The sequence below is a fragment of the Flavobacterium sp. genome (assembly GCF_040383245.1).
Taxonomy (GTDB): domain Bacteria; phylum Bacteroidota; class Bacteroidia; order Flavobacteriales; family Flavobacteriaceae; genus Flavobacterium.
The window spans coordinates 13,227-38,443 of sequence record NZ_JBEIDX010000021.1; the positions used below are offsets into that span (position 1 = coordinate 13,227).

At 32.0% G+C, this 25,217-nt stretch carries 18 protein-coding genes and 1 other RNA gene; 10 read left to right on the forward strand and 9 right to left on the reverse strand.

Features of this window, described 5'->3' with window-relative positions; genetic code table 11:
* Positions 1-51 precede the first annotated feature (51 nt).
* Positions 52-309, reverse strand: coding sequence for a VOC family protein (locus ABWO08_RS09030; RefSeq protein ID WP_353085336.1), 258 nt, complete (start codon positions 307-309; stop codon positions 52-54).
* A gap of 120 nt (positions 310-429) precedes the next feature.
* Positions 430-527, reverse strand: an RNA gene (gene ffs, locus ABWO08_RS09035) — signal recognition particle sRNA small type.
* Positions 528-614: 87 nt separating this feature from the next.
* On the opposite strand from ffs, the gene ABWO08_RS09040 reads away from it, so the two are divergent.
* Positions 615-1,664 carry a glutaminyl-peptide cyclotransferase gene (locus ABWO08_RS09040; protein ID WP_353085338.1) on the forward strand — a complete coding sequence of 350 codons (1,050 nt, stop codon included), beginning with the start codon at positions 615-617 and terminating at the stop codon, positions 1,662-1,664.
* A gap of 267 nt (positions 1,665-1,931) precedes the next feature.
* Here ABWO08_RS09040 and ABWO08_RS09045 read toward each other — a convergent pair whose 3' ends face one another.
* The gene (locus tag ABWO08_RS09045) at positions 1,932-2,657 is read right to left on the reverse strand and encodes a bacteriorhodopsin-like (RefSeq protein WP_353085340.1); all 726 of its coding nucleotides are present in this window, start codon (positions 2,655-2,657) and stop codon (positions 1,932-1,934) included.
* A gap of 133 nt (positions 2,658-2,790) precedes the next feature.
* On the opposite strand from ABWO08_RS09045, the gene ABWO08_RS09050 reads away from it, so the two are divergent.
* Positions 2,791-3,675 carry a Brp/Blh family beta-carotene 15,15'-dioxygenase gene (locus ABWO08_RS09050; protein ID WP_353085341.1) on the forward strand — a complete coding sequence of 295 codons (885 nt, stop codon included), beginning with the start codon at positions 2,791-2,793 and terminating at the stop codon, positions 3,673-3,675.
* 78 nt (positions 3,676-3,753) lie between these two features.
* On the opposite strand, the gene dnaK is transcribed toward ABWO08_RS09050, so the two are convergent.
* Positions 3,754-5,640 carry a molecular chaperone DnaK gene (dnaK, locus tag ABWO08_RS09055; protein WP_353085343.1) on the reverse strand — a complete coding sequence of 629 codons (1,887 nt, stop codon included), beginning with the start codon at positions 5,638-5,640 and terminating at the stop codon, positions 3,754-3,756.
* Between the two features lie 249 nt (positions 5,641-5,889).
* Between dnaK and ABWO08_RS09060 the strand changes: the two genes are divergently transcribed.
* A complete protein-coding gene (locus tag ABWO08_RS09060) occupies positions 5,890-7,317 on the forward strand; it encodes an L-serine ammonia-lyase (protein WP_353085344.1) in 1,428 nt (475 codons plus the stop codon).
* On the opposite strand, the gene ABWO08_RS09065 is transcribed toward ABWO08_RS09060, so the two are convergent.
* Positions 7,314-8,375, reverse strand: coding sequence for an outer membrane beta-barrel protein (locus ABWO08_RS09065; protein ID WP_353085345.1), 1,062 nt, complete (start codon positions 8,373-8,375; stop codon positions 7,314-7,316). The genes ABWO08_RS09060 and ABWO08_RS09065 overlap by 4 nt on opposite strands.
* A 116-nt stretch (positions 8,376-8,491) precedes the next feature.
* Between ABWO08_RS09065 and panB the strand changes: the two genes are divergently transcribed.
* From panB to ABWO08_RS09080, 3 genes are all read left to right on the forward strand, one after another.
* Positions 8,492-9,310: a 3-methyl-2-oxobutanoate hydroxymethyltransferase gene (gene panB / locus ABWO08_RS09070; protein ID WP_353085347.1), complete on the forward strand. Its 819-nt coding sequence runs from the start codon at positions 8,492-8,494 to the stop codon at positions 9,308-9,310.
* 33 nt (positions 9,311-9,343) lie between these two features.
* A complete protein-coding gene (locus tag ABWO08_RS09075) occupies positions 9,344-10,042 on the forward strand; it encodes an RluA family pseudouridine synthase (RefSeq protein ID WP_353085349.1) in 699 nt (232 codons plus the stop codon).
* Positions 10,043-10,111: 69 nt separating this feature from the next.
* The gene (locus tag ABWO08_RS09080; RefSeq protein WP_353085351.1) at positions 10,112-11,452 is read left to right on the forward strand and encodes a hypothetical protein; all 1,341 of its coding nucleotides are present in this window, start codon (positions 10,112-10,114) and stop codon (positions 11,450-11,452) included.
* 66 nt (positions 11,453-11,518) lie between these two features.
* On the opposite strand, the gene ABWO08_RS09085 is transcribed toward ABWO08_RS09080, so the two are convergent.
* Entirely contained in the window at positions 11,519-12,841 is a 1,323-nt protein-coding gene (locus ABWO08_RS09085; protein WP_353085353.1) for a tetratricopeptide repeat protein, read from the reverse strand.
* Between the two features lie 88 nt (positions 12,842-12,929).
* Positions 12,930-15,533, reverse strand: a complete 2,604-nt coding sequence (gyrA, locus tag ABWO08_RS09090) for a DNA gyrase subunit A (protein WP_353085354.1) — start codon at positions 15,531-15,533, stop codon at positions 12,930-12,932.
* Between the two features lie 263 nt (positions 15,534-15,796).
* On the opposite strand from gyrA, the gene ABWO08_RS09095 reads away from it, so the two are divergent.
* From ABWO08_RS09095 to ABWO08_RS09105, 3 genes are read left to right on the forward strand one after another with little or no spacing between them, the layout of a single operon-like run.
* On the forward strand, positions 15,797-18,340 hold the full coding sequence (locus ABWO08_RS09095; RefSeq protein WP_353085355.1) for an ATP-dependent Clp protease ATP-binding subunit: 2,544 nt from the start codon (positions 15,797-15,799) through the stop codon (positions 18,338-18,340).
* 26 nt (positions 18,341-18,366) lie between these two features.
* Positions 18,367-19,752, forward strand: a complete 1,386-nt coding sequence (gene rimK / locus ABWO08_RS09100; RefSeq protein ID WP_353085357.1) for a 30S ribosomal protein S6--L-glutamate ligase — start codon at positions 18,367-18,369, stop codon at positions 19,750-19,752.
* A gap of 13 nt (positions 19,753-19,765) precedes the next feature.
* Complete coding sequence (locus ABWO08_RS09105; protein ID WP_353085359.1) at positions 19,766-20,272, forward strand: DUF421 domain-containing protein; 507 nt, start codon at positions 19,766-19,768, stop codon at positions 20,270-20,272.
* A 16-nt stretch (positions 20,273-20,288) separates the two neighbouring features.
* Here the strand turns inward: ABWO08_RS09105 and hutH are convergent, their stop codons facing one another.
* A complete protein-coding gene (gene hutH, locus ABWO08_RS09110) occupies positions 20,289-21,791 on the reverse strand; it encodes a histidine ammonia-lyase (RefSeq protein WP_353085360.1) in 1,503 nt (500 codons plus the stop codon).
* A 165-nt stretch (positions 21,792-21,956) separates the two neighbouring features.
* Here hutH and ABWO08_RS09115 point away from each other — a divergent pair, with 165 nt between their 5' ends.
* Positions 21,957-24,878: a M4 family metallopeptidase gene (locus ABWO08_RS09115; RefSeq protein ID WP_353085362.1), complete on the forward strand. Its 2,922-nt coding sequence runs from the start codon at positions 21,957-21,959 to the stop codon at positions 24,876-24,878.
* A 188-nt stretch (positions 24,879-25,066) separates the two neighbouring features.
* On the opposite strand, the gene ABWO08_RS09120 is transcribed toward ABWO08_RS09115, so the two are convergent.
* Positions 25,067-25,217, reverse strand: a 151-nt coding sequence (locus ABWO08_RS09120; protein WP_502902953.1) for a T9SS type B sorting domain-containing protein, incomplete at its 5' end; no start/stop codon positions are given.

The window sequence follows — 25,217 nt, forward strand, 5'->3', positions numbered from 1 at the left end:
AAACTCGCGCATATCCCAATCAAAATCTTCTATCTCGTAGGCAACTTTCACTTAATCTTTTATTTGATTCCAAAGCGTATCTACGTCATCGGTCTTAATATAAAAGGTACCTGAAAAATAAGGTCTTTCAAAGGGTGTATGTTCATTTGGTTTGGAAATCATGATTTCACAATCGTCTTTATGAATGGCTGCCCAACCCCAATCTTCACTATATTTTCCGCAGGTAAATCCTAAAATATCACAATAAAAATCGACGGTTTCGTGTAATTCTTTAGTCCAAATCATTGGGACTATTGGCTGGAATTTCATGGTATAAAATTTAAAGTTTAAAGATAAAAACTAAAATTAATATTTGATTGCTTTTTTCTAAAAAGTGAATTAAAACTCAGAAGTAGTTATAAAAAAAAATCCGAACCAAGTTCGGAAAAAAAATGGCAAGCGACCTACATCGCACCGCTCAACCACATACCTTTGCTATGTTCCCATCCTGGAGGATTTTGCAGGAGCTGGTCGTGTAGGACTTGCCAACGCAAAGATACAATCTTTTTATATTTTTGCAAGAAATTAACATCTTAAATAATACATTTGTATCTCTAATTTTTAATCTAATTATAATGAAAAATTATAACACGTTTAAATTCATTTTATTAGCTTCATTAATGGCAGTAAGTTGCAAAGTTGCAGATACTAGCGAAAGCTATTTTAGCTTTAATGAAGCGGTATTAAAAGCGCAATACACTTGTAAGGAGTCGGTTAAACTAGAGGTGATTGACAGCAGTAATAAAAAGATTGATAGTATAGTTTATTCAATTAACAACCTAAAAATAGGTTCGGTTAAAGGAAACGGTAAATTAAGCTATCCTTTAAAGGATCAAAAATTGGGATACCAAAATTTAAAAGCGAATGTATATTTTGAGGGAAATACAGAAATTGATTCCACAAGAATTGAATTGGTTTCAGAATTTGCTCCAAAAGTATTAACCTACACCATAGTAAATACCTACCCTCACGACATTAAATCATATACTGAAGGATTGGAATTTTACAAAGACACTTTATATGAAAGTGTTGGGCAATATGGAACTTCAAGATTGTTGAAAACCGATTATAAGACAGGTAAAATTCTTAAAAGCCTAAAATTAGAAGACAAATATTTTGGCGAAGGAATGACCATTTTGAATGACAAAATTTACCTATTAACCTATAAAGAACATATCGGATTTATTTACGATGCTAAAACATGGAAGTTAGAATCTACTTTTATATTTGACAAACCGGAAGGCTGGGGAATGACTAATGACGGAAAGAATATTTACTTTAATGATAGTTCTGAAAAAATTTGGACAATGGATCCGGCAACCCAAAAAACAACCGACCATATTAATGTATATTCTGAAAACAACAAGATTAAAGAAGTTAACGAGTTAGAATGGGTGGACGGAAAAATTTACAGTAACATTTACCTTAAAAAAGCTATTATCATCATCAATCCGAAGAACGGTGCTGTTGAAGCTATGCTTGACATGTCTAATTTAGAAAAGAAAATAACACAACTTCCTGACACCGATGTTTTAAACGGAATTGCCTATAACCCAAAAACAAAAACCTTTTTTGTAACAGGAAAAAATTGGGATAAAATGTTTGAAATTAGAATAAATCAATAGATTGATAAAAACAAAAAACAATTCAATTCCATAACAATATTAGTAGAATTGTATAGAGTTATATCTAAAAAAGTAGGTTTTGCAACTCATTTAATAGAAAATATTAACGAATATTAGTCAATCGAAACACCTTTACTAATACTTTAATTCTAATTTTAGTAATAGAAAATCAACAAAAAACAAAAAGTATATTGTGATTACTATCAAATACTTCAAAAAAAAAGCCAGACTATTTAGTCTGGCTTTCAATTTATCTAAAAAAAGAAATTAGTCTTTTTGAGATTGTTGAGCTAAGTTGTAAATAACAAGTCCAAATCCAATTTTGTTAATAGCATCAGCAATATTGTAAGCAACATCAACACTTCCTTTACCTAAAATACCAGTGTACCATCCGTCAGTTCCTAACATATATCCTAAAGGATAAATTGCCCAACCAACTAATACGAACCAGCATAAGATTTTGTGTGCAGACAATACATTTCCACCTGCAGCTTGAGCAATTTTAGATGCTTCACCTAACCAAATTTCATAAACAATTACGAAATAAGCGATACCTGAAATTAATCCCCATAACCATGCGTTTGGACGATCAATAGTTTCACCTGCATATCCAGTAACTAACATTACTAAAGATAAGAAGATCATTTTCCACATTAAAGATTGTTTTGCACCTGCAACTTTTAAGATTAGGTAAAACTCAACACACATTAATGGAACAGTTAAAGTCCAGTCTACATAACGGAAGAAAGTTGGCGACTCTTGAAAAGCAGTCCAATAATCTCTCATGTAAAAATAATGTACTGCAGCAATAAAGGTAATTAAACCTGAAACCAGTACAGAAACACGCCACTTTTTATCAAATTGATTTAATGATAAAAAGAAAAAAGCTGAAGCAGCCATCATAGCCATACAGCCAATAAAAAATGTAAATCCTACATAATCAGTAGGCAATAATTTGGAAATTGTTCCTGGGATAATCATAAAGTTTGTCATAAAATTAATTTTAATTGGTTTTTAAATTGGTTTTTAATTAGATTTGTTAAACAAACTTAATAAAAAAAATTAATAATAAAAAAACTATTTGTTTATTTTTTTTTATAAATTTTTAAACATAATTTAAATTTTTATGGGTAAAATTTCGAAAATCTCAATCATAGCAAGCTTTTTTGGTTTATGGATAGTTTCATTTTTTTCTAATAAAATTCAAATATTTTTAGGTTTTTCTTTGATTTTTACCTTTGGAATATTGCATGGAGCGAATGATTTGCTACTTATTAAAAAAAATAATAGCCCAAAAAAGACCTATAATTTTATTAAATCATTGCTAAACTATGTTTTAGTAATTATTTTTTGCGCTATTTTATTTTACTTTATTCCTGGACTTACTCTTATATTATTTATTTTAGTAAGTGCATTTCATTTTGGAGAACAACAATGGATAGAATTAATTAAAAATTACCCAAAATGGATTTCGTATTCAATTAGCTTTACCTATGGATTATTTATTTTTATGTTATTATTTATATTCCATGCTTCTGAAGTGGAAAAGATAATATTTGAAATAAGTAAATTTCAAATCTCTAATACTTTAATTCCTCTCTTATTTAATTGTATAGGGTCCTTATTCATAATAGCTATTGGCTATTCGTATTTTAAATTTGAAAAAATTAGGGTGAAAATTTTAACTGAACTATTTTACTTATTAATATTTACAGTAATTTTTAAAGCATCAAGTTTAATTTGGGGATTTGCAATTTATTTTATTTTATGGCACAGCATTCCTTCTATAATAGAACAAATGAATTTTTTATATGGAAAATTATCTTTTCAGAATTTTATTACCTATTGTAAATCAGCATTAATTTATTGGGCATTATCAATTATAGGAATAGTATCATTGTACTTTATATTTAAAGACAAACAACTATTTAACGCCATCTTTTTCTCATTTTTGGCAGCAATTACATTTCCACATGTTTTTGTTATAACTAAAATCTTTAATAAAAAGTAAAACCAATCCTAAGTAATAAAAAAAGCCAGACTAAATAGTCTGGCTTTTTATTTGATTCTGAATTAAATCAGAAGCGTATTATTTTACTTCTTCAAAATCTACATCTTGTGTATTATCACCTTGTGCTTCTTGAGAAGGAGCTTCTTGCGCTTGACCTTGGTCACCACCTTGAGCATACATTGCCTCAGTAGCTGTTTTCCAAGCTGCATTAACATTGTCTAAACCTTTTTGAATTGCTTCCAAATCTTGAGATTGGTGCGCCATTCTTAATTCGGTTAATGCATATTCAATTGCAGTTTTGTGCTCGTCTGATAATTTATCTCCAAGTTCTTTCAATTGAGACTCAGTTTGGAAGATCATGCTATCTGCTTCATTTAATTTTTCAGCTTTTTCTTTAGCAACTCTATCACTTTCTGCATTCATTTCTGCATCTTTTTTCATTTTCTCGATTTCCTCTGCAGTTAAACCTGAAGAAGCTTCGATACGAATGTCATGAGATTTTCCTGTTCCTTTATCAGTAGCAGAAACTTTGATGATACCATTAGCATCAATATCAAAAGTAACTTCAATTTGAGGAACCCCTCTTGGTGCTGGTGGAATTCCATCTAAGTGAAAGCGACCAATTGTTTTGTTGTCAACCGCCATAGTTCTTGCTCCTTGCAATACATGGATTTCAACTGATGGTTGAGAATCGGCAGCAGTAGAGAATACTTGAGATTTTTTAGTTGGGATCGTAGTATTTGATTCAATAAGTGTTGTCATAACTCCACCCATTGTTTCAATTCCTAATGATAAAGGAGTAACGTCTAATAACAATACATCTTTAACATCTCCAGAAAGTACACCACCTTGAATAGCTGCTCCAATTGCAACCACCTCATCAGGATTTACACCTTTAGAAGCTTTTTTACCAAAGAATTTTTCAACTTCTTCAGCAATTTTTGGCATACGAGTAGAACCTCCAACTAAGATTACTTCGTCAATATCAGAAACAGATAAACCTGCATCTTTTAATGCTTTAGCAACTGGCGCCATAGAGCGTTTTACTAAAGCATCTGTTAATTGCTCAAATTTAGCTCTAGATAATTTTTTAACTAAGTGTTTCGGTCCAGAGGCTGTAGCAGTAACATATGGTAAGTTGATTTCAGTTTCTGCAGAAGAAGACAATTCGATTTTTGCTTTCTCAGCAGCTTCTTTTAATCTTTGAAGAGACATTGGATCTAAACGTAAATCAATTCCTTCTTCAGTTAAAAATTCAGCAGCTAACCAGTCAATAATTTCGTGGTCAAAATCATCTCCACCTAAGTGCGTATCTCCATTTGTAGATAATACTTCAAATACTCCGTCTCCTAATTCAAGAACAGAAATATCAAATGTACCTCCACCTAAATCATAAACAGCAATTTTTTGATCGGTTCCTTTTTTATCCAAACCATAAGCTAACGCTGCAGCAGTTGGTTCGTTGATAATACGCATTACTTTAAGACCAGCAATTTCTCCAGCTTCTTTTGTAGCTTGACGTTGCGCATCATTAAAATATGCAGGAACTGTAATAACTGCTTCAGTTACTGTTTGACCTAAATAGTCTTCAGCAGTTTTTTTCATTTTTTGAAGTGTCATTGCTGACAATTCTTGAGCAGTATACAAACGACCATCAATATCTACTCGAGGTGTATTGTTGTCTCCTTTTACTACAGAGTAAGAAACTCTTTTTGCTTCTGCCGAAACTTCAGAAAAAGATTGTCCCATAAAACGCTTTATAGAAGCGATAGTTTTTGTTGGATTAGTTACTGCTTGTCTTTTTGCAGGATCTCCTACTTTAATTTCTCCGCCTTCTACAAATGCAATGATAGATGGTGTTGTTCTTTTTCCTTCTGCGTTAGGAATAACAACAGCTTCATTTCCTTCCATTACAGAAACACAGGAGTTTGTTGTACCTAAATCGATTCCGATTATTTTACCCATTTTTTGTTATATTTAATTTTAATTGTAAACTTATTTAATAACTCGACATGCAACAATCAATCTTTGTGCCATTGCAACAATTACATTAAAATGTCAGTTTTTATACTAATTGTCGTATTTATATATGACAAGATGACATTTTAGATGAATAAAAACTTGATGAATTATCATATTCTCAATAATAGCCAATTTCAAATATCATTTTATGAGTTATTCTAGTATATTTGTTTTCAAAATAAACATTTCTTTATGGAACACTGTATCTCGATTTTTGACATGCTTAAAATTGGTGTTGGTCCTTCAAGTTCTCATACCCTAGGACCATGGCGTGCTGCAGAACAATTTTTGACAGAACTTCGAGAATCAAATCAACTAGATAAAGTTCATTTTGTTAAAGTTGATTTATACGGTTCACTTTCCTTAACCGGTATTGGACATGCCACCGATTTAGCCGTGATGCTTGGCTTAAGCGGTCAAGATCCAGAAACTATTCCTGTAGATGCAATTTCTTCTATAGTAAAAGATATTAAAGACAATAACCTCATCTTATTAGGAAATGAAATTAAAATTCCTTTCTTTTCAGAGGAAGACATTCGATTTAACAAGAACTTTCTTCCTTTCCATGCAAACGGAATGACATTCACCGCTTCTTTTAACGATAATTCGGAATACACCTCAACCTTCTACTCTATTGGCGGCGGATTTGTAGTGAAAGAAGATCAAGAAAATTCCAATAAGAATAAGAACTTAAAATGTGCTTTTCCCTATTTGATTGATAACGCGCAAGATTTATTAAATTTTTGTAACGAACAAAACCGATCTATTTCGGAAGTTGTTTATGAAAATGAAAAAGCCATGCGATCGGAAGAAGCAATTAACCACGAACTAATGCGCATTTGGGAAACCATGCTCGAATGCATGTACATCGGTTGCCATAGCGAAGGCATCTTACCTGGTGGATTAAATGTACGACGCAGAGCATTTGATATGCATCAAAATTTAATTGGTGAAGCCCAATATACTAATCCTCAAGAATGGCTCGAAACCATTAGAAAAACCGAAGTAAAATTCCGCCAAATCTTAAAATGGGTTTCGTGTTTTGCTTTAGCGGTAAATGAAGTTAATGCTTCTCTTGGCCGAGTAGTTACCGCTCCTACTAATGGAAGTGCCGGAGTGATACCAGCTGTATTAATGTATTATTTGGTTATTGAAAACCATAACGCTGGCGAAAAAGAAATCAAGCAATTCTTAATGGTAGCAGGGGAAATAGGAAGTATCTTCAAGAAAGGATCTACAATATCAGCAGCAATGGGAGGTTGTCAAGCAGAAATTGGCGTATCTTCTGCAATGGCAGCAGCGGCACTTTGTGAATTATTAGGTGGATCTCCAGAACAAGTGCAAATGGCAGCTGAGATTGCTATGGAACACCACTTAGGATTAACCTGTGACCCAATTGGTGGTTTGGTTCAAATTCCGTGTATAGAACGCAATACTATGGGAGCAATTAAAGCGATTAATGCAGCGGAACTAGCACTTGAAACCGATGCCAAAAATGCCAAAGTTCCTTTAGATAAAGTGATTGACACCATGTGGCAAACTGCCAAAGACATGAACTCTAAATATAAAGAAACTTCAGAAGGTGGCTTGGCTGTTGCTGTGAATCTTGCCGATTGTTAGAATTCGTAACACCAACTCATCGTTGCAAACAAGTTTGAATTTACAGCCGAGTCATTTCTTAAGAAAACGGCTTCTTTTGAATTAAAGTAACGCAGTTCAGATCTAATTTTCATTTTAGAATTGGGCAAGTAATCGAAATTTAAAGAAGTCCCAAAAGTTTTAAATTCTTTACCACTAGCAATCAATACATTTTTTGCATCTTGGTAGTATTCGGCACGAACTGCCGTTTGCCATCTATTATTTATAGTATATTGTGTAATCATCACAGGACTAAACCAATTATCATATCCTTCCCCTACACTATTCTTTTGCAATCCATAATCAAATCCTAAGATAGAACGAAATTTACTATCCCATTTAACATCATAATACAAATTACTAAAATAGCGCGTTCTTAAATCGGTCGCTATTGATTCATCTCCAATAAATACACTCCAATTGAAAGTTGAACTTTCGGTTGGTTTATAAACTAATTGAGATCCTAAACTAGGTAGCGCTTTTGCGTTTGGTTTAGCAATTCGTTGCCAACCGTTAGTTAATAATCCGGAAAAACTCCATTTTGCCGAAGGTGAATAATTATATTTAAACCCAGTCATAAAATATGGTGAATTTTCACCTAATAAGGAACGAGTAAGTGTTAAATTAGAAGAAGAAATTGAAGTTTCAAAACCTATATAACTCGGCATAATTCCAACTTCAATATTGTGTTTCTTTTCTTTATCTAGATACAATCCAACAAAAGCTTCATTTACATATTTAATTTTCTCGTTTGCATAATTATCCTCTACATAAGTCCCCGAATGCAAAGCAAAACTTGCATAACCGTTTTCATAATTTATTTTAGTTCGAAGCAATCCAATGTTTAAATTAAATTCGTTTTGACGGTTGTAATTATACATGAAAGGTAATTTTTTTTCTGTATTCGAATTTTGAAAGTCATTGGCATAAAAGGTTTCTAAATAACCTGAGACTGAAATCGTAACATCTTTAGTTGCTTGAGAAAAAGCAGAAGCAGAAATTACTAATGTAAAGCAAATAAGCTTTTTTAATATTTTCATTTTATAAATTTAAAATACAAAATTAACCATTTTTATTTTCATTTATTAATTATAACAAATAGGTTTTACTACTTTTACAAACTTAAATTAAGATTACGAATTTAAATCTAAAGGGTATGTCAGTAGCTAAAAAGGATTATAAGAGAATTACAACTAAATCGTTAATTGAAATGAAAGCTAATGGAGAAAAGATTTCCATGCTTACGGCTTATGATTATTCAATGGCAAAAATTGTAGATTCTGCTGGAGTAGATGTGATTTTAGTTGGAGATTCTGCAAGTAATGTAATGGCAGGATACGAAACTACTTTACCAATTACATTAGATCAAATGATTTACCATGCATCTTCTGTAGTTAGAGCAGTATATAGAGCGCTTGTTGTAGTTGACTTACCTTTTGGGAGTTACCAATCAGATCCGAAAGAAGCACTTCGTTCTTCGATTAGAATAATGAAAGAAAGCGGTGGACATGCCGTAAAATTAGAAGGTGGAAGTGAAATTAAGGAATCAATAAAAAAAATTCTTAAAGCGGGTATTCCTGTTATGGGACATCTAGGTTTGACTCCGCAATCTATCTATAAATTTGGAAGCTATACCGTTCGAGCAAAAGAAGATGAAGAAGCAGAAAAATTAATTGAAGACGCAAAACTATTAGAAAAACTAGGCTGTTTCGCATTAGTTTTGGAGAAAATTCCGGCACATCTAGCTGAAAAAGTAGCTAAAAGCATCTCTATTCCTGTAATAGGAATTGGCGCTGGTGGTGGTGTTGATGGACAAGTATTGGTAATTCACGACATGCTTGGAATGAACAATGAATTTAGTCCCCGTTTTTTAAGAAGGTATTTAAATCTATACGAACAAATGACTACGGCATTAAGTAATTATGTAGCCGATGTTAAAAGCCAGGATTTCCCAAATGCTAATGAGCAATATTAGTTTAGTGACAAAAAAATAGTAAATAGTTTTGCCTTGTCAGAAAAAATAATTTCCACAAAATCCAACCTCCAAGTTCTACACGAAGACAATCATATTATTGTGATTAATAAGCGTGTTGGGGATTTAGTGCAAGGTGATAAAACAGGTGATAAACCACTATCGGAAATTGTAAAGGAATACATTAAAGAAAAATACAACAAGCCTGGAGAAGTATTTCTAGGAGTGGTTCATCGTTTGGACAGACCTACAACAGGAATTGTAGTTTTTGCAAAGACTAGCAAAGCCCTAACTCGGTTAAATGAATTATTTAGCAAACGAGAAACTCAAAAAACATATTGGGCTGTTGTTAAAAATAAGCCGCCAAAAAGTGAGGATACTTTAGTTCATTATTTAAAAAGAAACGAAAAAAGTAATTGCTCAAAAGCACATTTAAAAGAAGTACCAGAAAGTAAAAGAGCTTCCCTGGATTACAAAATAATCAAAGAACTAAATAATTATTTAGCTTTAGAAATAAACCTCCATACAGGGAGACACCACCAAATTAGATCGCAATTGGCTGCAATTGGCTGTCCTATAAAAGGAGATTTAAAATACGGATTTGACAGAAGCAACCCTGATGGCGGAATTCATTTACACGCTCAAAAGCTAGCTTTTATTCACCCTGTATCTAAAGAAGAATTGGTGCTCCTAGCTCCTACTCCAAATGAGATAATTTGGAATTCAATAAAATAATGATAATTATTAGTTTTAATTAAAATTGTTTTTTATAACTTTAGATATCCTTATCAAACTACTGAAAACATGAAAAAATTTATCACAATTACTCTGATATTACTTTCCAATTTTATTGTATTTTCACAAGATCATTTCTCTGGAATTAGTACTTCTAGTAGAGTTGGAATACTAAACGGAATGATTAATCCAGCAGAATATTCTAATTTATCTAAAAAATTTGAAGTCAATTTATATGGAGTTAGTTTTAATACTAGCAACAATAAAGTTGGCTTTAGCGACATTACTTCAGGAAATAATTTACAAGATATAATTTTTAAAGATAATGAAGCTGTTAATTTTCAATTTGATGGCCAAATTATTGGGCCTAGTGTAGCAATAAAGTTATTAAAATGGGGTTTTGCTGTAACTTCAAAAGCAAACTTGAAATATGAACTTGTAAATATTGATACAAATATAGGTAATGCCATTAGCGATAATAATTTAGCTTCAGCATTAACTTTATTAAATACCAATAGCAATCAAAGATTAATAGGTAGTTCATATGGAGAAATTGGATTTTCTGTTGCTAGACCAATTATTGAAAAAGAAAAATATAGTATAAGCGCTGGTATTACTTTAAAAATGTTATTCCCTGGTTCTTATTCAAATATAGGACTAAATGGATTGAATGGTAAAATTTCACAAGTTGGTGGAAATGCGTTTTTAACAACAGATCAACCCGCACAATTAAATATTGCTTATTCTGGAAGTTTAGCAAATAATTTTTCAAATTTTAATGATTATACCAATACTATTTTTGGAGGTTTAAATGGAATAGCTGCTGATTTTGGGATAACTTATAAATTAAAAGATGGTCCAAGTAAATATAAAATTAAGGCAGGTTTGGCAATTAGAAATTTAGGAAGCATGACATTCAAGGACAATAATAATTCTTCAACCAATTATTCTTTAAATATACCCATTTCAAATCCTTTAAATTTAAATGCATTTAGCGGTGCTAACAATTTAGGTGATGTTGAAAATATTTTAAATTCAAATGGCTATTTAACAAAAATTGATGGTCAAAAAGATTTTAAAGTGAATCTACCTTCGTTATTTTCAATTTACACCGATTTTAAAATAGTACCTAAAGTATACATTACTGGATATTTACAACAAAAGTTGAACAAAGATTCAGAAAACGACCAAATCACAGCTCAAAATATAGTTTCGGTAACACCTAGAGTAAATTTAGGTTTTTTTGAAACATATGTGCCTATTTCTAACAATCAAATTTCTGGAACTACTATCGGTTTTGGTTTTCGATTAGGAGGTTTTTATTTAGGATCTAACTCAATTGTATCATCCTTAACTAGTAATGGTAAACAAGCCGATTTATATTCTGGATTTAGATGGGCATTTTTATAATAGCATTAAAATTTTAACTAAAAAAGGCTCCAAATTTGGAGCCTTTTCTATAAGTTAATTTTCATATTAATTTTCTGCTTTTAGAGCTTTAATTTTATCTGAAAGTTCTAAATAACTATAAACCGATTTTAATACACTTTTTATATCTTCATCTTTTGGATCTAACTGATGTGCTTTTTCATAAATTGGCATAGCTTTTTGAAATAATTTTTGTCGTTGTGTTTTTAATACATCATATCTTTTTAGATCTTTATCTGATGTAGATAGTTTATTAATTTCTTCTACAATTTTAACATCTGGCTTAAGAACTAAATCAGCTAAATTAATATAAGCGTTTAAAAAATCTGGTTTTAATTCAATAGCTTTATTGTAATATTTTTCAGCATCCTCAAATTGATTAGCATTTGCACAAGTAACACCTAAGTTAAAAACCAAAACTTCATCATTTGGTTTCTTTTCTAGTGCTTCACTTATCAATCGTTTATAATTAATAGTATCTTTTAAATTAAAATAAATATTTGCCTCAGAAACAATTAAATCCACATCTTCAGGATTCTCTTTTCTGGCCTCTGTAATTGCAGTTTTAGCTTCATCTATTTTATTTTGCTCAATTAATATTAACGCAATATTTCTAACAATTTCTCCTTTTTTTGAAGGAATTTTTTCGTCCCTTGGAGAAAGATGAGTGCCTATTTGTATCATGTTATCTCTAACATTTTTATTTGTATAACTTTCTTCGACACCTGATACTTTATTTTTTGCAAAATACAAGGTTCCTTCACCTGTATAATTTAAAGCTCTTAGTTCTTTATAATAGATTAAAGCATTGTCATAATCTTTTCCATTAGTAGCATAGCTGGCAGCATAATAAAGAACTTCTTGATCTTTTTTATCTAATTGATAAATAGCATACAAAACATCTCCCGATTCTTTATACTTTTTTTCATTTCCAAGTTTAACAGCAAAATTTAGCAACTCTGGCTTGAAAGAAGAAATTGTTTCATTGATATCTTCTGTCTGAATCTTTTTACCTGTTTTCTTTTCATAATCTAAAGTTGCATTTAATCCAGTAGCTAACTCAGTAATCGCACTTGGACTAACAAATTTGGCGAAAGCCAACTGAATTTGTAACGGAGGCATTGTTTTATCAATTGCAGTGTATTCAAGAACCGGAATCATGCATTTATAAAAATTTGCATACACTTTATCTCCCTCTTCAACTGCAAGAGGTTGAACTTTTTCTACAAGAGATTTATAATCTGCTAAATCAGCTCCTTTTATCTCTTCTTTGTTGTATATCTTTTTTAATGCTTTTAATTCGTCTTTCTGAGCGAACGTGTTAACAGAAACTAATAATGCTCCTGCAATTATTATTTGTTGAATTTTCATAAGGAAACTATTTAAATTGTTGTTTGTTATAAAAAAGCCATGTCTTCTAAAATAGTATAGTGACGTGGCTTTGTTTGTTTATTTGTTTTTATTCTTCTGAATCGTCCTCTTCGGATGAATCCTCTTCTACATCGTCTACAATTTCCTCATCATCTTCGGCATCATCTTCGATAATTGCATTTGGGTCTAATTCTAATTCCTCTCCATCTGCAGCAATTGCCTCTTCTTCATCGTCTTTCATAACTTTGGTTACAGCAGCAATAGAGTCGCTTTCTTTAATATTAATTAAACGAACTCCTTGCGTAGCTCTACCCATTACACGAAGTGTAGAAACGTCCATTCTGATGGTTAAACCAGATTTATTAATGATCATTAAGTCATCGGCATCGGTAACCGAATTTATAGAAACTAAGGCTCCGGTTTTTTCAGTAATATTTAAAGTTTTTACACCTTTACCACCACGGTTGGTTATTCTATATACTGGCTCACCTTCATCCTCAAGTTTGGTTCTTTTTCCGTAACCGTTTTCAGTAACCACTAATAATTGTGTTTCATTAATGTTATTTTCATCTACAGAAACCATTCCAATAACTTCATCTTGATCGTCTCTTAAAGTAATACCTCTTACTCCAGACGCAGTTCTTCCCATCGGACGTGTTTTAGCTTCTTCAAAACGAACCAATTTACCTGATTTAACAGCAATTAATATTTGACTGTTTCCATTTGTCAACTCAGCTCCTAACAATTCATCTCCATCTTTAATTGTAATTGCAGCAACACCGTTAACTCTTGGTTTTGAATATTTCTCTAAAGAAGTTTTCTTAACCTGACCTTTTTTAGTAGCCATTATTACGTAATGGTTCTTAATGTAATCTTGGTCTTTTAAATCTTGTGCGCAAATAAATGCTTTTACTTTATCGTCACTTTCAATATTAATCAAGTTTTGAAGTGCTCTACCTTTACTTGCTTTTGTTCCTTCCGGAATTTCATACACACGCATCCAATAACATTTACCTTTTTGGGTAAAAATTAATAAATAGTTATGGTTTGTAGCAACAAATAAATGTTCTAAGAAATCTTGATCTCTTGTAGCAGCAGATTTTTGACCTACCCCTCCTCTATTTTGAGTTTTGTATTCAGTTAATGAAGTACGTTTAATGTAACCCGCATGTGAAATTGTAATTACCACATTTTCATCTGCAATTAAATCTTCGATACTTACATCTCCACCAGCATATTCAATAACCGAACGACGTTCGTCGCCATATTTATCTCGGATTTCAATTAACTCTTCTTTAATTAATGCCATTCTAAGATCTTTATTTGCAAGCAAATCCTTTAAATGACTAATTAATTTCATAATTTCTTCATACTCAGCTCTTAATTTATCTTGCTCAAGACCTGTTAACTGTCTTAAACGCATTTCAACTATAGCACGAGATTGAATATCAGAAAGACTGAAACGCTCAATCAATTTAGCTCTTGCTTCTTCTCCGTCTTTAGAACCACGAATAATTGCAATTACTTCATCAATATTATCTGAAGCAATAATTAAACCTTCTAAAATGTGCGCTCTTTCTTCTGCTTTTCTTAATTCATATTGCGTTCTTCTAACCACCACATCGTGACGGTGTTCTACGAAATAGTGAATTAAATCTTTTACATTCAACATTTGCGGTCTTCCATTAACCAAGGCTATGTTGTTAACGCTAAATGAAGATTGTAATTGAGTATATTTATATAAGGTATTCAAAACCACATTTGGCACAGCATCTCGTTTCAATTCGAAAACAATACGCATACCGGTTCTATCCGATTCATCTCGGATATTTGAAATACCTTCAATTCGTTTATCATTAATTAAATCGGCGATTTTTTTAATCATTTCCGCCTTATTCACTTGATATGGAATTTCGGTAACGATAATCGCTTCTTTTCCGTGTACTTCTTCGAAGTTCACTTTTGCGCGGATTACAATTCTACCACGACCTGTTTTAAATGCCTCACGAACGCCTTCATATCCATAAATCACACCTCCAGTAGGAAAATCGGGTGCTTTAATATGTGTAATTAAATCGTCTATTTCAATATCATTATTATCAATGTAAGCAAGCGTACCATCAATAACTTCGGTGATATTATGCGGAGCCATGTTGGTAGCCATACCTACAGCAATACCCGAAGCACCATTTATTAACAAGTTTGGTACACGAGTTGGCATTACAGTTGGCTCATAAAGCGTATCGTCAAAGTTCAATTTAAAATCAACTGTTTCTTTGTCGATGTCTGCCATTATGTCTTCCGACATTTTCTTCATTCTTGCCTCAGTATAACGCATCGCAGCTGGACTGTCGCCATCAACCGATCCAAAATTCCCTTGACCGTCAATCAATAAATATCTTAAACTCCACTCTTGCGCCATACGAACCATAGCGTCGTAAACAGAAGTATCTCCGTGTGGATGGTACTTACCTAATACTTCTCCTACAATTCTTGCAGATTTTTTATGGGCAGATTTAGAGGTAACTCCAAGGTCATACATTCCATACAACACCCTTCTATGAACTGGTTTTAATCCATCACGAACATCTGGTAATGCTCTAGATACAATAACTGACATCGAGTAATCGATGTAAGCTGACTTCATTTCGTCCTCAATGTTAATAGGAATTAACTTTTCTCCGTCAGACATATTTTATAAATTTTTAAAGTAAATTAATTTTAAATTCAAACGTGCAAGTTACATTTTTTATATTCTCTTGAAAGCATTTTTACCGACTAATTTCAATGATTTATTAACAAAATAGGCTCCATAAATGGTTAATAAATTAGATAAATAAGGGTGGATTTTATAATTATTTTTTTGTCAATTTACTGACACAGGTTTTCATCAGGAATAGTATTTGTTATTACTGATGAAAAACACTAGATTTACAATACTAATTTTAGAAAAAGATGGATGATAATTTTTCACCTAGAGTAAAAGATGTAATTACCTACAGTAAAGAAGAAGCGCTTCGTTTAGGCCATGATTTTATTGGTACTGAACATCTTATGCTTGGAATATTGAGAGATGGGAATGGCAAAGCGATAACGATCTTAAATAACCTATCTGTTGATTTAGATCATTTGAGAAAGAAAGTGGAAATATTAAGTCCGCCAAATCCAAATTTAGAAGTTAGCTTAGAAAAAAAGAATTTACATCTTACTCGTCAAGCTGAAAGAGCATTGAAGACGACTTTTTTGGAAGCAAAAGTTTTTCAAAGTAATTCAATAAGTACTGCCCATTTATTGCTTTGTATTCTAAGAAATGAAAACGACCCTACAACTAAGCTGCTAAATAAACTAAAAATAGATTACGAAGTAGCAAAAGAACAATACTTAGATATTATGCCAAAAGAAGAAAATTTTTTAGAAAACTTACCAAAAAACGAATCCTTTAATGAAGACTCTTCTCATGATGACGGATTAAAAGGAGAAAATTTTAACAACCCAACTACTAAAACCAATAAAAAATCAAAAACTCCGGTATTAGACAACTTTGGCCGTGATCTAACTGAAATGGCCGAAGATGGAAAATTAGATCCTGTCGTAGGTCGTGAAAAAGAAATTGAGCGCGTTTCTCAAATACTAAGTAGAAGAAAGAAAAATAATCCATTACTTATTGGCGAGCCTGGCGTAGGTAAATCGGCTATTGCAGAAGGTCTTGCTTTGCGCATTATTCAGAAAAAAGTATCTCGAATTTTATTTAATAAAAGAGTCGTTACACTTGATCTTGCTAGCTTGGTTGCCGGTACTAAATACCGTGGGCAATTTGAAGAGCGCATGAAAGCCGTAATGAATGAATTAGAAAAGAATGACGATATCATTTTATTCATTGATGAAATCCATACAATAGTTGGAGCTGGTGGTGCGACTGGATCTTTAGATGCTTCTAATATGCTGAAACCTGCTTTATCAAGAGGAGAAATTCAATGTATTGGCGCAACAACATTAGACGAATACCGTCAACATATAGAAAAAGATGGCGCATTAGAGCGTCGTTTTCAAAAAGTAATTGTAGAACCAACCTCAGTTACTGATACCATTTTAATATTAAATAATATTAAAGGTAAGTACGAAGACCACCATAATGTAACTTACTCTGACGAAGCTATTGAAGCCTGCGTAAAATTAACCGATCGCTACATGTCGGAGCGCTTTTTACCAGACAAAGCTATTGATGCTTTAGATGAAGCGGGTTCTCGAGTTCACATCACTAATATTGATGTTCCTAAACAAATTCTAGATTTAGAACGACAATTGGAAGAAGTGCGCGAACAAAAAAATTCAGTCGTTAAAAGACAGAAATACGAAGAAGCAGCCAAATTAAGAGACGACGAAAAGAAACTAGAAAAAGAGCTTGCTATTGCTCAAGAACAATGGGAAGAAGATTCTAAAAACAACCGTATTGAAGTTACTGAAGATAATGTAGCTGATGTGGTTTCAATGATGACTGGAATTCCTGTAAATCGTGTAGCACAAACCGAAAGTAATAAATTAGCTAAATTACCCGAACTACTTAAAGGTAAGGTGATTGGACAAGATGAAGCGGTGATGAAGATTGCTCGTTCTATCCAAAGAAATAGAACCGGACTAAAAGATCCAAACAAACCAATTGGTTCTTTCATTTTCTTAGGACAAACCGGGGTTGGAAAAACCCAATTAGCTAAAGTATTGGCTAAAGAATTATTTGATTCTGAAGATGCACTGGTTCGTATTGACATGAGTGAATATATGGAGAAATTTGCAGTATCGCGTTTAGTAGGTGCGCCTCCAGGATATGTAGGATATGAAGAAGGTGGACAATTAACAGAAAAAGTTAGAAGAAAACCCTATTGCGTAGTACTACTAGACGAAATTGAAAAAGCACATCCCGATATTTTTAACATGATGTTGCAAGTTTTAGACGATGGTTATCTAACTGATAGTCTGGGTCGTAAAATTGATTTCAAAAACACCATTATTATAATGACTTCAAATGTTGGTGCGCGTCAATTAAAAGATTTTGGACAAGGTGTTGGATTTGGAACTGCTGCCAAAGTGGCTCAAGCCGATGAAAATTCTAAGAGCATTATAGAAAATGCTTTAAAGAAAACTTTTGCACCTGAATTCCTGAATCGTATTGATGATGTAATTGTATTTAATACTTTAGAAAAAGTAGATATCGATCAAATCATCGAATTAGAATTGGTGAAATTATACGCTCGTATTAAAGAATTAGGTTATAACCTTACGCTTACCGACAAAGCAAAAGGTTTCATAGCAGAAAAAGGTTTCGACAAGCAATTTGGCGCAAGACCTCTAAAAAGAGCTATTCAAAAATATGTTGAGGATTCACTAGCAGAAGAAATCATTACTTCTAAAATTGAAAGCGGTGATGAAATCATCATGGATATTGAAGATGACGCAACGGAGTTAAGCGTTAAAGTAGAAAAGAAAGAAAAACCTACAAGTTAATATATACCGATATTAAAATATAAATAATGCCTCAAAACAAAATCATTTTAGGATCTGAAGAATGGTGTTCTTTCCCAGAACTTGGAATTCCCGCAATTAAAGCACGTGTTGACTCGGGTGCTAAAACTTCTGCATTACATGCAATTAACATTATTCCTTTTACTAAAGAGGGAGTAAATTGGGTGAAGTTTGATATTAATCCAATTCAAAACAATTTAAAAACGGTAATTCATTGTGAAGCCTTATTAATTGACAAACGAATTGTAAAAAGTTCAAGCGGATATAGAGAGCAACGCTATGTAATTCAAACTAACATAAACATTGGAAACGACAGTTGGCCTATTGAAATGACCTTAACAAATAGAGATTCTATGGGATTTCGTATGTTGTTGGGCCGTGAGGCAATGAGCGGCAGAATATTAGTAGATCCAGAACAAAAATATTTATTAGGACAAAATACTACTGAAAACTTAAAGGAATTATATCATATTGAATTTTCAGAGAAAAAAGGATTACGAATTGGTTTGTTAGCAAGTAACCCTGAATTGTACAGTAACAAACGAATCATGGAAGCGGGTGAAATGCGTGGTCATGAAATGCATTTTCTAAATATTAAAGAATGCTACATGAAACTGGATGCCGATACCCCAGAAATTCATTATCGTGGAGGAAAAGTATTGGATTATTTTGATGCGGTAATTCCTAGAATTAGACCAAGTATTACTTTTTACGGCTGTGCTTTAACGAGACAATTCGAAGCTATGAAAGTATTTTGTTTGAATTCGGCGGCAGCCATAACTCAATCACGAGATAAATTATTTTCATTACAATTACTACTTAGAAACGGTGTAGATATCCCAACTACAGGATTTGCTAATTCTCCTTTGGATACCGACGATTTAATTAAAATGGTTGGTGGATCTCCATTAATTGTAAAGCTTTTAGAAGGCACACAAGGTAAAGGTGTAGTTTTGGCGGAGACCAAAAAGGCAGCAGAATCGGTAATTAACGCGTTCAAAAGTTTGAATGCCAATATATTAGTTCAAGAATTCATCAAAGAAGCCAACGGAAAAGACTTACGATTATTTGTAGTTGATGGTAAAGTTGTTGCAGCCATTCAAAGAGAAGCAGCGCCGGGAGAATTTAGAGCCAATATTCATATGGGTGGAACAGCTGGAATCATAAAACCAACTGCCGAAGAAAGAAGAATTGCGCTTAAAGCTGCCAAAGCAATGGATTTAAAAGTTGCGGGTGTTGATATTATTCGTTCTTCAAAAGGGCCTTTATTGTTAGAAGTAAATTCTTCACCAGGATTAGAAGGGATTGAAGGCGCAACCAATAAAGATATTGCTAGTGAAATGATAAAAGCAATTGAAAATAACATTAAGAAGAAACCGGTAATACTAATTTAACACCATAAAATTAATGAACCCCTACTTAGACATTGTTCTTAGAAGTGTTTTTGTTTATCTTTTTATGATAATTGCCTTAAGGATTTTTGGTAAAAAAGAATTATCTCAGCTCAATACTGCCGATGTAATTTTAATATTATTGATAAGCAACTCGGTTCAAAATGCTATGGTAGGAAGTAACTCTTCCTTACTTGGTGGAATTGTTGCTGCATTTGCGTTATTTCTAATTAATTTAATATTTAAGAAGATCATGTTGCATTCTAAATTCATTAAAGAAATGCTTCAAGATAAACCCGAAATATTAATACATAATGGTAAAATAGATTTTAAAGCTTTAGCCAAAATAGGGATTTCGTCAGAAGAATTACAAGAAGCCATGCGCGAACATGGCGTTGAATTTTATAAAGATGTAAAACTAGCCATGTTTGAAATTGATGGAAGTATTAGTATTATATCGGGAGATAATGATTTAAAACAAACCCATCACAAAAGAAAAAATAATAAAAGCCTAGGAAATTAAACAACTAATTCTAAATTTACTCTTCTAAATTAACTAAAAAGCTATTTAAGAAAGTAATAGATTTTTCAATATCATAATGTAGAATTCGGTCTTCCTTTACAAAAGGAACTTCTTCTCTGTAGGATTTTAAAAACATTTCAATAAAATCACTTGAATTTAAAGGTCTTCTAAATTCGATGGCTTGAGAGGCATTCATTAATTCAATGGCCAAAATACGTTCTAAGTTGTCCATAATACGCAAACATTTAGTTGCTGCATTAGCTCCCATTGAAACATGATCTTCTTGTCCATTACTTGAAACAATACTATCTACACTAGCTGGAGTAGCTAATTGTTTGTTTTGACTCGCTATACTTGCTGCAGTATATTGTGGAATCATAAATCCGGAATTCAATCCTGGGTTATCTACTAAAAATGCAGGCAATCCTCTTAATCCAGAAATTAATTGATAGGTTCTTCTTTCTGAAATACTTCCAAGTTCCGATAAAGCAATAGCTAAGAAATCTAGAGCCAAGGCAAGTGGCTGACCGTGGAAATTTCCACCCGAAATTATTAAATCTTCTCCTACAAAAATATTTGGATTATCGGTAACTGAATTTATTTCTGTTTTGAAAACTTTTTTTACATAATCAATAGTGTCTTTTGATGCACCATGAACTTGGGGAATACATCGGAAAGAATAAGGATCTTGAACATGTTGTTTTGGTTGAGCAATAATTTGACTTCCTTCTAGTAATTCGGTCATTCTTTTTGCTGTAGTAATTTGCCCTTTATGTGGACGAACATAATGAATGAGTTCATTAAATGGTTCGATTCTTCCATCAAAACCTTCTAAAGAAATGGCGGCAATAACATCAGCAAAATAGGAATACTTCATTGCTTTAAGCAGAATATAACATCCATAAGAACTCATAAACTGCGTTCCATTAAGTAAGGCTAATCCTTCTTTTGACTGCAATGCAATTGGTTCCCAACCAAATTTTTCTAATACCTTATTAGCAGGTTGACGAAATCCATCAAAGTATACTTCACCTTCTCCTATTAAAGGCAATGATAAATGCGCCAATGGAGCTAAATCACCACTAGCGCCAAGAGAACCCTGATTATAAATAATTGGTAAAACATCATTATTGTAAAAATCAACTAAGCGCTGTATTGTAATCAATTGAACCCCAGAATTTCCGTAACTTAACGATTGAATTTTAAGCAACAACATTATTTTCACAATATCATGAGGTACTTCTTCTCCAGTACCACAAGCATGCGACTTAACTAGGTTTTCTTGTAATTTGGATAAATTATCATTTGAAATAATCACATTACACAAAGACCCAAAACCAGTATTTATACCATAAATGGGCGTTTTTTGAGAAGCCATTTTTGTATCTAAATACAATCTGCATTTTTCAATAGATTCAATAGATTCATCTGATAACGCTAGCTTTTTATCTTGTGAAATTATTTCTTGTAAAGTTTCTAGACTTAGTATTTCTGAACTTATGTAATGTATATTATCCATATCCTAAATTAAGCACCAAAATTCCGTAAACAAATACTAAAAAGCAACTAATTCGATTTCTTTTTTATTGATTCTTAAATATTATTTAGTAAACAAAATAATTTATAATTTGTTTAATGTACCTTTTAATTATATTTGAACGATTTATTTAAACAAAAAAAATATATGAAATCAGCTGTACTTTCTGTTTGTTTATTTTTGATTGCAATGCAAATCAGTATCGGGCAAACCAATAAAAAACTAAATGAATTAGAGCCAATTCAAACAATGTTGCGTTTTCAAAATCCGTTACCAAAAGCGGATGCAATTTCACAAATAAAAATTAAAAACAAATTAGACAGACTTAACAAATATGTCCCTACCTATTCAAACACTGATGAAACAGGAAGAAAACATGAACATTTTCAACAATATTACAAAGGATTGAAAATTGAATTTGGAGTAATTATTACTCATAGTATCAATGATGAAGTATATTTAATTAACGGAGAAATATACAATGCTTCGGCGGTTAATAGTTCTCCAACTCTATCAGCTTTAGAAGCATTCAATAAAATTTTAGATTCAAAGCCAAATACAAAATATTTATGGGAATCTTCACAAGATGCTATTGCTATGAATTATTCTAAACCTAATGGTGAATTATTATTTTTACCAAATATTAAAACCGGCTTAGTAAATTTAGCTTATAAATTTGATATTTATTCAATTGAACCTCTTGCAAGAGATGAAATATACGTTGATGCGCATAGTGGTTTAATCATTTATTTCAACCCTATAATTAAACACGCAAATACTATTAGTAAATCAAATAATATAGAAGTTACAGCTTCTGTTGATGGTACAGCTAATACAAAATATAGTGGCACAAGAACTATTAAAACTACATTTGATATTACTACTGAAAAATATATATTAAAAGATGATACTAGAGGTGGTGGTATACAAACATTTAATAGTGCTAGAACACCTAACTATACAACTACAAATTTTTCTGATACAGATAATAATTGGACAACAGCTGAATATAATAACACTAATAAAGATATAGGTGCTTTAGATGCGCATTGGGGTGCAGAAATGACTTATGATTTTTTTAAAAATATTTTTAACAGAAATAGTTACGATGATAATGGTACAATGTTAAAAAGTTATGTTCATTATCGAACTAATCCTAACACTAGTTTAGTAAATGCTTTTTGGAATGGATCAGTAATGTCATATGGTGACGGAAATAATTTGGTTTCTATTTTAACTTCTTTAGATGTTTGTGCACATGAAATTGGTCATGGTGTTTGCTCATCAACTGCTAATTTAGCTTATCAAAATCAATCGGGAGCAATTAATGAAGGTTTATCAGATATATGGGCCGCTTGCGTTGAACATTATGGAAGAACTGGATCGATTTTACATCCATTTGCGACTGGAGTATGGAAAATTGCCGAAGACCTTAGTGCAAGCCCTTTTAGAAGCATGAGTAATCCATTAACTGAAGGTAATCCGGATACTTATTTAGGAACGAATTGGACTACCACTGGCGATGAAGGAAATTGCATACCAAGTTCTAATAATGATCGATGTGGCGTACACAATAACAGTGGAGTATTAAACCATTGGTTTTATATTCTTACAATTGGTAAGTCTGGTACAAACAATGCACCTATACCAAATACATATTCTGTTTCTGGAATAGGAATGGCTAAATCATCACAAATTGTATATTATGCAGAAAGAGATTATTTAACTCCAAATGCAACTTATTTTGATATGAGAAATGCAACAATACAAGTTGCAAACAATTTATATTGTGGATTAAGTAACGAGGTTATTTCGTTAACCAACGCATGGTATGCCGTAAATGTTGGAGATCAATTCTCAGGATATTCGAATGATGTTTCTTTAAAAAAAATCGATCAACCATTATCTGTTTCATGCGATGCTTCAAATTATTCCATAGTAACATTTGAAAATTCTGGATCAAATACAATATCCTCTGTTACCATTTCTTATAGTATAGATGGTAATGCTCTAATTAATTTAAATTGGAATGGATCATTATCTACCTGCCAAACAATTGATTTTCCAATATCAATTGGGGAATTATCAAGAGGAACTCATACTATTGACTATTTTATATCTTTAACAAATGATGGTAATAATGAAAATAATAGTCGAAGCACAATAATTTTTGTAAATGATACAGGGGTTGTAAACAGTATTAACACATTTGAAACGGAATCAGACAAATTAATTTCATTTGACAAAGGAAACACCAATTTACTTTGGGAAAGAGGTCAAGCGGCAGGAAACATATTAAACAACATTGTTTCTGGTGGATCTAGTGTTTATGGCACTAATCTTTCAGGTTTATATACAGATAATACCACTTCCTATTTAGTTTCTCAGTGTTATAATTTATCACAATATCAAAATCCTAAAATAAACTTTGATATGGCATTTGATTTTGAACCAGATTATGACTATTTAAATGTTGAATATTCTACTAATGGAGGAACAAATTGGTCGATTCTTGGGGATGCAACTTCAGGAATAACATGGTATAATAGTTCAAATATTCCAAATGGTAACAACTGTGAAAATTGTGTAGGCGCTCAATGGACTGGAGCTGGTGGAGATTCAAATCTTCAAGGCGGTATTAATTCAAATAAAGTAAATTATAGTTGGGATATGCCCGAGTTTGGTTATGGAGGAGCTAGTCCGCAATCAAATATTGTATTTAGATTTAATTTTGTTTCTGATCCAATGGTAACAAATGAGGGGGTCATAATTGACAATTTCGTTATTACAGGAACTTACGTTTTAGCAAATAATGAAACTAATTTTGAAACTTTTTCTGTCACTCCTAACCCTTCAAACGGAACAGTAATAATAAATTTATCTGCATCTGATGAAGTTAAAGTAGATTTATTTGATATTCAAGGAAGAAAATGTTATTCTAACAATTACCAAAATACAAATACCACCTTCACGCAAGAAATTAACTTTGGTCAATTAGAAAAAGGTATCTATTTATTAACCGTTTCTTCTAATGATAAATCTGCTACGAAGAAAGTTATTATCAACTAATAATTAATGATTACTAATAAAAAAAGGCATAAACATTTAGTTTGTGCCTTTTATTTATATAAATATAATTATCCAATTCAAATAATCACACCTTAATAATTTATATTTATAAATATAAGTAGTGTCAATTAATATAATTAAAAAAGTGCTAGATTTCTCTAGCACTTTTGAGTAATATTATTTTTTGTTTATCGCTTCAATGTAAAATGCGCTTTAAATTGTTTGTAAGCTGCTGCTTCGGTATAATCTACAGTGAACCAATAATCAGTAGAAGGTAATAAACTTCCGTTGTAGGTTCCATCCCATCCTTGGCCTTGCGGACTGATTTGTTTGATCAGT